Below are 12686 nucleotides of genomic sequence, written 5' to 3' on the forward strand. Positions count from 1 at the left end.
CCGAAACTCGGGTCACGGATTACGGAAATCGTGAATCGTGAACAGTGAACAGTGAACCGGAAATCGGAAATCGTGAACCGGGAACCGGAACTCGGATCACGGATCACGGATCCCGAAACTCGGATCCCGATCTCTTGGGGAGTTGCTAATGCATAAAAACCTTGATGTATGGAAGCTTGCTGTTGAATTGGTTCGAGAAGTCTATTCAATTACAAGGCAATTTCCCCGGGAAGAGCTGTATGCTCTTACCAGCCAAATACGTAGATCTTCTGTTTCTGTCCCTAGCAATATTGCTGAGGGTGCAGCCAGGAATAGTAGAAAAGAATTTATCCAATTTTTACATATAGCATTGGGTTCATGTGCCGAGCTGGAAACTCAGTTGATTATCGCAGAAGAGTTAGGCTATTGTAACACAGATGATTTACTAAATAAAATAGAACGTATCAGACAGATGATTTTTGGATTAATTAGGAAGCATAGGGGATCGGGAACAGTGAACCGGCAACCGTGAATCGGAAATCGGAAACCGGGAACCGGGAACCGTGAATCGGGAAGCGGGAATCGGAAATCGTGAATCGGAAACCGTTAGCCGGGAAGCGGAACTCGGATTCCGAATCACGGATCCCGGAACTCGGTTCACGGTTCACGCATCACGGATCCCGGTTCACGGGTCCTAATACAGGACTAATTGTGTTGGAAATAGTTCTGTAATAGAACTAAAAAGTTGACAGTTATGAAAAAAGTATTATCATAAAGCTATGATTAATGATATAATAGATAGAGCTGAGCTAACATTAGAAAGGTTAAAACTTTATTTACCTGCGAAGAAACGCCTTTTTTTTAAAACCATAAATATAGATGATATCAGAGGGGCACTTGTATACGGTTCAAGGGGAGTAGGTAAAACTACATTTTTAATAGATAAAATAGCCAATTCTAAACATGATTTTTTATATATAAGTGCTGATAATCCGCTGATAACATCTTTGCCATTATATGATATTGTGAGCGAAATATTTAAAAAAGGGTATGATGGGATTGTTATTGATGAAATTCATCATGCAAATAAATGGAGTGAACATCTTAAAGCACTTTATGATGATTACCCAGGTCGTTTTATATGGATCAGTGATAGCAGTAATTTAATTTTAAAAAAAAGTGTAGCTGATCTTTCAAGACGGTTTGTTCAATTTCGAATACCATTTATGTCTTTTAGAGAATATCTTTATCTCAAATATGATATTATACTAGATATAGTAAATCCATTTGAAAATACAAAAGATATCTATTCTATGCTAAAAAATGTAAATATACTTAAACTGTTTTTTGAATATATTAATGGCGGTATTAGACCTATATTTTTTGAAGGTGAATATTGTAAGAGGCTTCAAGGACTAATAGAAAAATCGATTTATTATGATATACCTTTTTATGTGACATCTATTCAGGATAATCATTTGAAAGTTATGAATGCAGTTTTAGGTTATCTGTTAAACTCTCCAGTTCCAAATATTAATGTTTCTGGTATGTGCAATGAATGGGAATTGGGTAAGGAAAAATTGTATCAATTACTATATGTGATGGAGCAATCAGAATTAATTAACATCGTTAAAAAATATGGGAAGATTAAGTACACTAAAGGAGCTAAAATTTTTCTTGCTGACCCATCAACGTATTATTGTTTTAATGGTAATATAGGTAGTGCTAAAGAGGCTTTTGTTGTTATGTGTTTAAAAGAGAAATATGACATTTTTGCATGCAAGGATGATAGAGAGTGCGATTTTGTGGTTGATGATATAAAAATCGAAGTTGTCGGAAAGAATAAGAAGAAAAAAAACGCTGATTTTGTTATTACAGATGATGTGGATATCCCTGTGAGGGAGAGGATTCCCCTCTGGTTGCTTGGTATGGTGTTTTGAAGAAAATTTTCAGTAAATCTTTACCATAAAAATTAAAAAGTTACAGCTGGTTGAAACAGTGTAGCTAAACTTCCTAAACCCAGTTTTCTACCTTCAGCCTTTTAATCCTTCCAAACTCTTTTTCATTATTTGTTACCAAAATAGCATCTAATGATATTGCATGGGCGGCTATCTGCAAATCATATGCACCTATTGGTAAGCCTTGTTTTTCAAGGTCTGGCCTTAATATGCCATACTCTTTAGCTGCATCTATGCCAAATTCGTATATCTCAAAGCTGTCAACAAAGAGTTCAATAAGGTTTATCAATTTTTTTGAGTCTTTTTTGTAAGCTCCATAAAAGAGTTCTGATACAACGATAGATGATAGGGCTACTGTGTTTTCTTTGGATATTTGTTTAAGTTTTTCTTTTATATGGACTGGATGGTTTCTGATGATGTAGCTGCATATATTTGTATCAAGCATGTAAATCATGTTAAAAGAGCTTTCTTTCTTGGAGTTCTGGTTGATTTCTGTCTTTTAGGAAGTCTTTTTGATCTAGCTTTTCAAGTTCTTCAAACAGCTCATTCCACTGGCTTTCTACAGGTGTTATTATTATTTTGTTTTTTTCTTTTTTTATAAAGGCCTTTGTGCTTTTAAGCCTGTATTGCTTGGGTATTCTAACGGCCTGAGAGTTACCGCTTTTAAATATCTTTGTTATCATTTTTTTGCCCCTCCTTAAATTAAATTGTTGTTACATTAAGTATATACTAAGATAATAAAAAGTCAATACCCAATAAAAAAAGGACAGGGGAATAATGTTCTTTTTAGGAGCAATGGATGAATGGTAGATATCACTTTCAAGAAAATATTCAGTTTTGCAGGCAAGCAAGGGGTTCACGGTTACATCAAATACTTAACTAACCAGAAAAATGGAAAATAGAGTAGTGGATGAGTAGATGAGTGGCAGACAATTATCCACTATTTCCACTATTCCACTTAACTACTCAACCACTCAACCAATATGCCACTATTCCACTTATCCATTATTAAAAAAATTTTAAAACAGAAATTAGGATAGTAAGGAAGGTAAATCCAATTCCCATTGTCCATTGCATGGTAACAAATCTTTTATCCATTGCCTCAAACCTCTTATCCACTGCCTCGAACCTAGCATTCATCTCCCTTTGTAGTGCTTCAAATCTCTTCTCTGATGCCTCAAATCTTGCATTCATTCCTTTTTGAAGAGCCTCGAATCTCTTGTCCACTGCCTCAAACCTAGCATTCATTTCCCTATGTAGTGCTTCAAATCTCTTCTCAGAAGCCTCGAACTTTGCATTCATCTCTCTATGTAGTGCTTCAAATCTCTTCTCTGATGCTTCGAACTTTGCATTCATCTCTCTTTGTAGTGCTTCAAATCTATTTTCTGATGCTTCGAACCTAGCATTCATTTCCCTTTGCAGAGCTTCAAACCTTTTTTCAGAGGCTTCAAACCTGGCATTCATTTCCCTTTGTAGAACTTCAAGTTTTTTATCTATCACCTCAAGCTTTTTCTCAGAAGCCTCGAACCTAGCATTCATTTCCCTTTGCAGAGCTTCAAACCTTTTTTCAGAGGCTTCAAATCTTGCAATTTCTATTTCTCTCAGAGATTTTAGCTCTTCTTCTACCTGGATAACTCGCTCTATTATTGAAAGTTCCTTAGCCCTTTGCTCATTGGCCCGAACAAAGGTCTCCAGCTCTTCTTTTAAATATTTGCTCACATAGTTTCTAATATAGGCCTCTATTAATTCAGGGGACAATTGATTGGTATTGTTTATTTCTGTTATTTCATTCATAAAAAATATGTTATGTTAAATTAAGTTCTTAGTCAATACACATCTTAACTTAGATTTATCGAATATTAAGGTCAATTAAAAATCCCCACCTAAAGCCCCTTAAAATTTCATTGACAACAAAACAGCTGATAATCTTATAGATAAAGTATTGCATGTCTTATCAATGGCTTCGAATTTGATTAAGTATTTGAAGACATTGGAAGGTTAAGCTTTTAATGCCCATTGTTTGGTAGTGATTAGGAAAAATGAAGTATAGATGGGGTAAAGTTAGTTGAAAAACATAAATTAAAGTGGAATATAATTATTGACAGAGTAAAGCAAAGTTCATATTTTTAAGTAAAGCAATATATGTGAGGTTTGGTATGAGTATAGAATTAATTGGAAAGATAAGCAGTAAAGGTCAAGTGACAATTCCTAAAAAAATAAGGGAGTTACTTGGTACTGATATTATAAAGTTTAAAGTAGAGGGCAATGAAATCAAGATTGAACCTATTGAGGATGTGGCGGGGTCACTTTCTAAATATGCTAAAAAAGATGTATCGTTTGAGGAGGAAAGACGAATTGCATGGGAAAAAAGAGGAGAAGAATATAGATGAGTAAAGTTGTTTTCCTTGATACCAATGTTATCTTGAGATATCTACTAAATGATAAACCTGATCAATTCCATAATATTAAAGAAACTTTTTCACTCTTAAAAACAGGAAAGATCAATGGATATATTTTATCAGAAGTTTTACTGGAAGCTTAGTATGTATTGGTCAGCTTCTATAAGGTGCCAAAAAAAGAAGCGTTAGTTAGCTTAAAGAAGTTATTGCTGTATAAAGGTTTCATTGGCCAAGAAAAAGAAATATTACTAAATGCAATTGATCATGTTTTAAATACCCCTGGCGTAGGTTTACTTGATTGGGTATTGTGTTTGAAATCTAAACAAAAGAATGGAGCAATTTTAACATTTGATAAAAAATTGGAAAGGGATTGTGAGAAAGAAGAGCGTGAACCATGAGCCGAAATCAGTAAACAGGAAGACGAATAGGGGATAACTGAGTATTAAGGGTCAAACGTGCAAAGAACCGGAAATCGGGAATCGGGAACCGGAACCCGGTAACCGGAAACCGGGAAGCGGAACCCGGTAACCGGAAACCGGGAACCGGAACTCGGAACTCGAATCCCGGATCCCGAAACTCGGATCACGGATCACGGATATCGGGTCACGGATCACGGATCACGGAACTACGGCATTATCACCTATCTAGAGAATTAGTTTATAAACCACTTGGATCCAAGTTTTTTCATTTGTTGAGTTGCCAACGCTGACAATCTCGAAATTATATAAAAATCCGTCACTAAATCCCTTACAATCTATTATTTTTGCATATACCACATAGGATCCATAGGTATTTAGCCAATCAGCATAATTTATAATGTCTGATGGATTGGAATTTGAAGTACAATTTGAGAGAGTTGAACAAAAATTGCAGACACTAGGCCACTTATCCGTGTCCCTTTTGAGTTTGCAAGTATGTCCACTTATCCAGTTTGGATCAGAGGTAGTTGTCCAGCTGGAGGACTTTAAGGTGGATATAAAATCCTCCATCCCACCTTTTGCAGCCTCAAGTGAGGAAGTATAACGTTTTATATTGCCAGAATGTTTAGTGCTTGTTAAAACTAGAGCAAAAATTGCTGCAGCAAAGACCACCACTATAAGACTCAATATCAGGGCAGTAATAAGAGCAATTCCATCTTTACCTATGGTTGTCCTCATCTAGTTTCCCTCCTAAAATTCATAGGTCTTACAACCAGTTTTGAAACTTTCCAGCGATAATGGAGATCGTTTCCAGTGGGAGTAAATGATCCTAAAGATAGTGTGGAGGTGGCGTTGAGGTAAATGGTCCCTTGCGAGAAATTGAAGTTCAAATCTTTGGCACCTTCATGATATAAAATTAATACAACTAGTTGTTTAACTTGGGTTCTAATATCTGATACATTACTTGGAAGGTTGGAGCTCCATTGATCAATGGAACCGTCATTATTAAGATCCAGACCAAATCCCACTTTAAAGTCCTTTACACAGTCAAAGATTGGTTGAGGTCCAGATGTGTTTCCATCAGCATTTATTTCTTGCCGTACCATTTCATAAGTGTTGGGAGCGCAAATAGACAGTACATTACTCGATGAAAGAGAATATTGAACTTCATTATAAGGCATTGTGGGTACAGGAGATGTGGTATCCAATAGACCAAAAAGTAGATACACATCATTTGTGGGGAAGTTATCTATATTGTAACATGTACCAATTAGGTTGTAATCTAGATCTAGAGCTACATAACAGAAGTTAGTGTTATAGCAATCACTGTTTGTGATATCAGAGGCTTCAATTGAAAACAGTTTTCTATTATATGGTTCTATATACCCAAAACATTTTGTGGCATCATTACGTAGTAGTAGAGTTGATCTTAAAGTGAGGGTGGTAGAGTTATAGTCAATTGGACTATAATTTTGGCTTAATCCAAAACCAGCACTTTCAATATCCCTTCTGATTAATTCAAAGGATATTAATTTATTAATATTTGAGACACCTACAGAAGTTTCCCTCTTGTACGATTTCAAAATATTTAGATAAGATTGTAGAATAGCAGTTAGTATTAGTCCTAGTACAGCAATAACTACTAATAATTCTATTAGAGTAAATCCTTTTATTTTCATGGCTTATATATGACTGTATTTAAAGTTATACTTTGATTTTTATTACTTGAAGGATATTTATATGATACAACTATACTTACCGGGTTGGTAGTTTTTGAATTAAAATTAGTAACATCAGGTGATGATATAACAAAAGAGATAGAGAAATTCCTAAATTTTCTAATTACATTATTTTCGCAGTTAACACCGTTTCTTAAATCCTCTAAACATTCCTGGGCTATCTTTGTGGCTTCGTCTCTAATTGTATTATCTATATTAATCCTTTCATAAACAGCCATTGTCTGCAGAATTCCTAAAATGACCACTGTAAGTAGCAATATACTTATCAAGACTTCAACTAACGTAAATCCATTTTTTTTAGTAATTACAAGTGCTACCATTCCATTTTCCTATTCTTATTCGTGTTACTGATATGGCAATACAGTTTTCTGTGGATCCAGTTAGAGTATTCTGTGGTCTTATATTAATAAGATTCTTCGCAATTCCATCTGTGAATTTAACATAGCTTGCACTGCTTACAAAGGTTTTTTTTAAAGTCAAAGAGGTGATAATTTCAGACCCTGTGTCTGTAATATCACCATCATCGTCAGTATCACACCTTAGCTGTGCTATAGCAAAAATAGTGCTCCCAAAGTAAATGCCACACACTCTTTTTTGTGTATAACTTTTCATCCTTGCATCACTTAGTAATGAATAAAGTTCTTTAATGTCACACTCATAATCGTATTTGGTTTTCCATTTTGTGTATTGGGGGATTCCTATTGATAACAATATTCCCATAATGCTCAACACTACTAATATCTCAATCAAGGTAATACCTTTTATATTTATTTCTCTATCCATAACAATATATTACCTTCTGATAAAGAAGTTGGACTTACAAATGGTGTTGGGGATTCTGGGGTAATGCCAGGATTCCATGTTGTTACGGGCCCATTAAATGATGTGTTAGGACCAGTGCCTGGTGTAAGTTGTACTATATTACCCTGGGATAGCTGTAAAAATAGTTTTCCCCCACTGATTTGGGCCTCATATCCACTGCAAGATTGATTTTGGAGGTCTTCTCCTGTTGCACAATTTAGCTGCCACATCCTGGACCTGCCACCAAAGCTACATAAATCAGTAGTTGGCTGGGTAGTTGAAAAGAAAGTTACATCTAAATCAGTCACAGTAGGATCTGAAATCATTCTTTCCTTAAAGTATTGTGATGTCATAGGATCTAGCTCTTGATACCATGACGTAGTACCATTATTGTCATTTAAATGAGAGCAAGCGTCAGAGGATGAATGGGCACTATTTATATTACAATTATTTCCTGTTAAACATCCATCAATTCTTACTCCATAAAGTCTTTCCTTGTCGTTTACGTTTTGTCCTGGATCATCGTCTGGATAGAAATACCTTCCTGTACCAAAATAAATATAATTCATGTTGAAACATTTTGAATATTCTATTTTTGCTGTAATTGGCTTTATGGAGCTATTGAATACTTTAATTATATCCCAATCCATAGGATTTGTATCAGTTATTTTTATGCCTAAAACATTTCCATGAAATGTAGAGCCCGATTGTGATGTAGTGCCTATAAATATCATATCTGTATTGCCATCGTTATTGTAGTCAATCCCTTCAGTAAATAGCCTTCCACCAAAGGATTTATTGAAGGAGGAGAGAGTGGGGTCAGTGGAACTGTCTAATGTATAGACCGATGAGATGGTAAAAAAATCATCTGCCGTTGAATTGCTATTTAACTGCAATACAAAAAATTTTAGGTTCTGGTCAGACTCTCCATTGTAATCTGTTGGACCTGAAGCAAACATGATGTAGTAGTTCCCATCTTTTTTTATAAAAGCTGGTCCCGAATAGGTAAATCCCAGATCTGGATCAGTAAATTCCCATAGAAATTTTGGATTAGTGCTATTAGTTATATCCAGGGCAAAATATGATGACAATCCAACACAGTCATTTGTTGAGGGGTCATAGCTTGATGGAGAAGGACAGGTGTCCTGAGGGGGATTTACACAATTGGTGCCAGTACAGCCAACAGCACCTCCCAGTCGCATACCTCCTATTAAGATCCGTTTGTCTATTTTGTGATAAAGGTCGTTGTCCGTATCTAGCTCTATTATGTAGGGCATTAAGTCTACATAATAAAAATGACAGTACTCAGTATCAGCAAGGGCCCTTAGATAGGGGAGAGCATTTTTGGGTATAAATGCCCAGAGCTCTTCTCCTACCTTATCTGTATTACACGTGCTATTTCTGTCATTACATAGCCTTACATTTTGATAAGCCTCTAGTCCGTCATACCTCAATCTACCCAACCTAAATGCATGCAACATTCCGTCGTTGGCTCCAACAAATACAATAGAGTAGTCATTGTACTCTACAATTTTTGGAGTTGAGTAAATTATATCTCCCAATTTCCAGGTGTTGTTTCCATCTATGGTTCTGTTCCTGAAACCAGATATGTCTATACCATATAGGTAGTCTTTGAGGTTATTAAATGAAATAGGTGAATATATTAAAGTTCCATTTGCGTTGTTTTCATTATCTATTACCCCATCTCTATCTTCATCTCCAAATAGATAAGAATAGGTAGAATTTAAGTCTTTCAGTTCTACAAGGTCCTTGGCTTCAGTTGGTTGAGTGCTGTTTACATAAGTATAAATTTTTCTTGATGTGGCATTTGTAGCACTAAGTTTTTCACCCGCTTCCCACACTGGAGTGACATCATCTAAGGACATGTAGGTTGTACTAATTGATGCATTTGTCCCAGAACAGTCACTATTATAGGCTTCTATGTTTAAATCTCCAGTAGAATTGTCAATTAAAAAATTTAAGATTAGGTCTCCGCCAATTGATCCTGAACTGCATACATCAAGTGCTTTGTTAGAAATAGTGTCTTCTCTAATATTTGAAGTATTGGGATCTGAATAAAACCAGTAATTATATAAATATCCTACCCAATCTACTTCATTAGAAATAAATTGTTTTTTGGGATAGAACACTGCCTGAATTAGGTTTTTGCCAACTCTAGTTTTTTTTGTGAGAAGTGAGGCCGAAGTACCGGAAGCGGTCCTCTTCAGTATATCTGTTAATACATTTTTTAATGATGTTTCAAGGAGATAACCATTCTGGGCCTCTAGATAAGCATCTGGTATTCCATCTCCATTCTCATCCCATTCAGATTGTAGATCAGGGATATTGTTATTATTCTTATCTATAAATGCCCCATATTTAGCAGACTTTTTTAAAATATCTTTTGCTGTGCTGGATTGATCAAAGCAAAATATAGTATAAATAGAGAGATTTTGCATGCCGTCAAAAGAAGATAAAAGATCGTTTGTATGGGCATAGTAGGATACACCTTCTAAATAAAATGTTCCATCCATGCTATTTGCAGTGGAACACCTTTGCGAGCTATAGCCTTCAATTGATGCAATGTCGTCCATGTAATCTTGAACATCAAACTCACTATCTCTTACAGATGATCCATACCCAGAGAAACAAGTCCCTGGGAGATTGGTATCTTTTGTTGATTCTCCATCTGTAATCATTATAACGAAATTTTTTTGACATCTGTATTCCTGAGGTGAGCTATATCTGCCTGAGTTGTAAGCAGAAGAATCTCCTTTAAAATATCGAATAGCCTCATATAGACTTTCTGCTAGTGGAGTCCATGTATCTGCTTCTACATTGTTTATTTCGTCAATCAAGGCGGTGTTGTTTCCTGGACCTGAAATAGTGGATAATATGGTTCCACCGTCCCTATCATAATTATCTTCGTAATTGGTTCCCACATTAAAGATTTCCAGTCCAAATCTCATTCTGTCCCAGGAATGTTGAATTAAACCTTCAGGTTTAGATATGGTATATACAGCAACCCTATAAGATCCCAATGTGGTACCCTCATCAATATCAACACATCCAGTATAATCTCTGCCATTATAAGGCTTTACCACAAAGTAAAGGTATCCTCCACTCTCGTAAAAGTAAAAGTATAAAGAAGTGTGATGAGGGGTCTGGTGAGGAGAAGATGTGTCATCGTATATTTTTCGGAAGTCCCTATCAGGTACTTGACCGAGCAGCACATAATTTGTCCCTGATTGGCTTTTCCCTCCTGTTAATACCTTCTTGGCCACATCTATCCTTCTCATGGTCAACCAGTTTAAAAAATTGCCACTCCACTCTCCACTTGAAGACTCCACAAAATATTCATTCACAGAGTCATAATCATAAGAAACAGTTGGGTCAAAGTAACCATAATAAGTTTCAGAACTATTATAACCAGTATATACTGTTGAAGTATAACCATTCCAGCTCCTGCAATCATTATTTTCTTTATATGCAAATTCATTCATGGATCCAGAATTATCCAAAATCAAAAGGACATTTGGATAGATTGCCTGACTGAGAAATGGCGGGGTAGTACAATAATCTCCCATAAATACAGTTGCTGCCTGGCAAAAGGTGCTCCAACTAATTACAATAATTGCAATTAGCCTTAAAATATATGTCATTTGGGCATCTCCTCTATATGTATGACCTTAATTGAGTTATTTTTGATATCCACAAAAATTTTAACTTTGTATCCTTTTCTTATTATTTTTTTTACATTTGAAAAATTTTTATTTCTATTTTCAAATTGATTTTCTCTAGCAAATACGATCTTACAATCATTGCTAATTTTGTAATTATAGATATGTCCATTTAAGTCATTTAGACTTAAATAACTGTTGATAACATCCTCTACCACCCCTGTTTTTTGTAGGAATTTTGCTTGAAGAGACGCACCAATGTTCTTATATCTTTTTTTAGGCTTTGCACAAAATAGATTAGAGGGGAAGAGCAGCGAAAGGGTAAGGTATATTAAAATTAATTTTTTCATTACTTAATTCCTTTTTTTTATTTGTTAAATTTTTTATTTAATAAATCCATCTCCCCCTAACTTACAACCACAATCCCTTCTTTTTTCAAAAACCTTGTGGTTATTCCATCTCCTTTAATCACTTTTCCTCTAAATGTTCCATCATAGATCTTTCCACATCCACAGGAGGGGCTATATTGCTTTAATATTGCAAGTTTTATGTCAAGGAGTTTTGCGATTTTCAGGGTCTCTTTTGCCTTTTTAAGCAATTCATAAATTCCACTACCCTGGCATTCTTTTTTATCTTTCCTTTGGGAAAAAATTGTGAAAACTTATTATTGTCAGGCAACTGAATACCTTTTACCTCTTTCCATTTTCTTCTCTTCTCCAATAGGCTTTGGCAATTATTTTTGCAACATCTTCAAACAGCGCCTTATAATTTCCCATGTGTTTGATTAAGTAAGGCTCATCCTTTATCTTATCCGGTAAATTTACAAATTTTCTTTGAATTATATACTCCACACCATCTATTCCAAATTTTTCCTTTACCTTTTTAAATCCCCATAAAATGTAATCTTTTCCCTTTTCCTTCAATATAAAGTAAACATCTATTAAATCTTTAATCTCATCCCTATCAGACAATGCTCCAAGTTTATTAACAAAAATATCCTCAAAACTATCCACCCATAAGTTTCCAATTTTTCTTCTTGGAGCAACATTTTTAAAAGGATAATAGGTAAATTCAACTTTTAAGGCATTATCTCGTTCTGAAACTAGAAAAATTCTTCTATCATATATTGATTCGTAACTTATTTTTTCTATCTTTGGCATAGAATGTAAAAAAGATATTATCGTATTTATATTTAAGGCTGCTTTATCATCTGTAAAAAAGTCAAGGTCATAAGAATAACGATGCTGCAAATAAAAATAGGATAAAGCCGTTCCGCCTGAAAAATAAAAATGGTCTGATAACCTGGATTTTTCAAAGTACAATAGAAACTCTCTTTGAAAATCCGTCAATATACTCAATTCAACTCACCCTCTTTTATCAACTTATAATAAAATTCAATGATTTTCTTTTTTTCTTTAGGGATGTTTAATTCATTAATATGATTATAAAGTTCAATAACGGTTTTTTTATCTCTTCCTGTTTGTGGAAAAAACAGAGCTATTCTCTCTAATTTCTTAAATTGTGAAACTTTCTTATAATCCCAAAAAATAACACTTTGCCTTTTTTTCATTTTTTTTCTACTCTTTAAGTGCCTTAATTTTGCATTGAGAGCCAAAAATCAGATATTTTTGAACCAGAACAGGTAAAGTTTATCAAATTGATAAACTGGGGTTAAGTCTATTTTCTCCTCACTTACAACCAAGATCCCCTG

Annotated in this window: 17 protein-coding genes; 5 read left to right on the plus strand and 12 right to left on the minus strand. The window is 34.8% G+C overall.

The features are described 5' to 3' along the window. Positions 1–148: 148 nt before the first annotated feature. Both ACYQ0O_RS12535 and ACYQ0O_RS12540 read left to right on the plus strand, forming a co-directional pair. Entirely contained in the window at positions 149–511 is a 363-nt protein-coding gene (locus tag ACYQ0O_RS12535) for a four helix bundle protein (protein WP_075068587.1), read from the plus strand. Between the two features lie 247 nt (positions 512–758). After that, on the plus strand, positions 759–1919 hold the full coding sequence (locus ACYQ0O_RS12540; protein ID WP_459893597.1) for an ATP-binding protein: 1161 nt from the start codon (positions 759–761) through the stop codon (positions 1917–1919). 73 nt (positions 1920–1992) lie between these two features. On the opposite strand, the gene vapC is transcribed toward ACYQ0O_RS12540, so the two are convergent. From vapC to ACYQ0O_RS12555, 3 genes are all read right to left on the minus strand, one after another. After that, on the minus strand, positions 1993–2391 hold the full coding sequence (gene vapC, locus ACYQ0O_RS12545) for a type II toxin-antitoxin system tRNA(fMet)-specific endonuclease VapC (RefSeq protein ID WP_075068588.1): 399 nt from the start codon (positions 2389–2391) through the stop codon (positions 1993–1995). A gap of 1 nt (position 2392) precedes the next feature. After that, the gene (locus ACYQ0O_RS12550; protein WP_459893599.1) at positions 2393–2620 is read right to left on the minus strand and encodes an antitoxin; all 228 of its coding nucleotides are present in this window, start codon (positions 2618–2620) and stop codon (positions 2393–2395) included. Between the two features lie 325 nt (positions 2621–2945). Then, a complete protein-coding gene (locus ACYQ0O_RS12555) occupies positions 2946–3731 on the minus strand; it encodes a hypothetical protein (protein ID WP_459893601.1) in 786 nt (261 codons plus the stop codon). A gap of 362 nt (positions 3732–4093) precedes the next feature. On the opposite strand from ACYQ0O_RS12555, the gene ACYQ0O_RS12560 reads away from it, so the two are divergent. Genes ACYQ0O_RS12560 through ACYQ0O_RS12570 form a run of 3 tightly spaced genes read left to right on the plus strand, consistent with a single transcriptional unit; the run spans position 4094 to position 4734 of the window. After that, a complete protein-coding gene (locus ACYQ0O_RS12560; protein WP_459893603.1) occupies positions 4094–4327 on the plus strand; it encodes an AbrB/MazE/SpoVT family DNA-binding domain-containing protein in 234 nt (77 codons plus the stop codon). Further along, complete coding sequence (locus ACYQ0O_RS12565; RefSeq protein WP_459893605.1) at positions 4324–4479, plus strand: hypothetical protein; 156 nt, start codon at positions 4324–4326, stop codon at positions 4477–4479. The genes ACYQ0O_RS12560 and ACYQ0O_RS12565 overlap by 4 nt, the downstream gene beginning before the upstream one ends. Before the next feature lie 24 nt (positions 4480–4503). Continuing rightward, entirely contained in the window at positions 4504–4734 is a 231-nt protein-coding gene (locus tag ACYQ0O_RS12570) for a hypothetical protein (protein ID WP_459893607.1), read from the plus strand. 246 nt (positions 4735–4980) lie between these two features. On the opposite strand, the gene ACYQ0O_RS12575 is transcribed toward ACYQ0O_RS12570, so the two are convergent. The 9 genes from ACYQ0O_RS12575 to ACYQ0O_RS12615 all read right to left on the minus strand — a co-directional run bounded on the left by ACYQ0O_RS12575 (position 4981) and on the right by ACYQ0O_RS12615 (position 12545). Then, positions 4981–5493 carry a hypothetical protein gene (locus ACYQ0O_RS12575; protein ID WP_459893609.1) on the minus strand — a complete coding sequence of 171 codons (513 nt, stop codon included), beginning with the start codon at positions 5491–5493 and terminating at the stop codon, positions 4981–4983. Beyond that, positions 5490–6434, minus strand: coding sequence for a prepilin-type N-terminal cleavage/methylation domain-containing protein (locus ACYQ0O_RS12580; protein ID WP_459893611.1), 945 nt, complete (start codon positions 6432–6434; stop codon positions 5490–5492). The genes ACYQ0O_RS12575 and ACYQ0O_RS12580 overlap by 4 nt, the downstream gene beginning before the upstream one ends. Continuing rightward, a complete protein-coding gene (locus ACYQ0O_RS12585) occupies positions 6431–6814 on the minus strand; it encodes a type IV pilus modification PilV family protein (RefSeq protein WP_459893614.1) in 384 nt (127 codons plus the stop codon). Before ACYQ0O_RS12585 ends, ACYQ0O_RS12580 begins: the two co-directional genes overlap by 4 nt. Beyond that, positions 6792–7277: a pilus assembly FimT family protein gene (locus ACYQ0O_RS12590; protein WP_459893616.1), complete on the minus strand. Its 486-nt coding sequence runs from the start codon at positions 7275–7277 to the stop codon at positions 6792–6794. Before ACYQ0O_RS12590 ends, ACYQ0O_RS12585 begins: the two co-directional genes overlap by 23 nt. After that, the gene (locus ACYQ0O_RS12595) at positions 7262–10957 is read right to left on the minus strand and encodes a pilus assembly protein (protein ID WP_459893618.1); all 3696 of its coding nucleotides are present in this window, start codon (positions 10955–10957) and stop codon (positions 7262–7264) included. The genes ACYQ0O_RS12590 and ACYQ0O_RS12595 overlap by 16 nt, the downstream gene beginning before the upstream one ends. Beyond that, the gene (locus ACYQ0O_RS12600; protein WP_459893619.1) at positions 10954–11325 is read right to left on the minus strand and encodes a hypothetical protein; all 372 of its coding nucleotides are present in this window, start codon (positions 11323–11325) and stop codon (positions 10954–10956) included. The genes ACYQ0O_RS12595 and ACYQ0O_RS12600 overlap by 4 nt, the downstream gene beginning before the upstream one ends. 56 nt (positions 11326–11381) lie before the next feature. Continuing rightward, complete coding sequence (locus ACYQ0O_RS12605; protein WP_075068602.1) at positions 11382–11573, minus strand: 2-thiouracil desulfurase family protein; 192 nt, start codon at positions 11571–11573, stop codon at positions 11382–11384. A gap of 91 nt (positions 11574–11664) precedes the next feature. Beyond that, on the minus strand, positions 11665–12333 hold the full coding sequence (locus tag ACYQ0O_RS12610; protein ID WP_459893622.1) for a nucleotidyl transferase AbiEii/AbiGii toxin family protein: 669 nt from the start codon (positions 12331–12333) through the stop codon (positions 11665–11667). Continuing rightward, positions 12330–12545, minus strand: coding sequence for a hypothetical protein (locus tag ACYQ0O_RS12615; RefSeq protein WP_459893624.1), 216 nt, complete (start codon positions 12543–12545; stop codon positions 12330–12332). The genes ACYQ0O_RS12610 and ACYQ0O_RS12615 overlap by 4 nt, the downstream gene beginning before the upstream one ends. Positions 12546–12686 lie beyond the last annotated feature (141 nt).

This window comes from Desulfothermus okinawensis JCM 13304 (genome assembly GCF_054654515.1).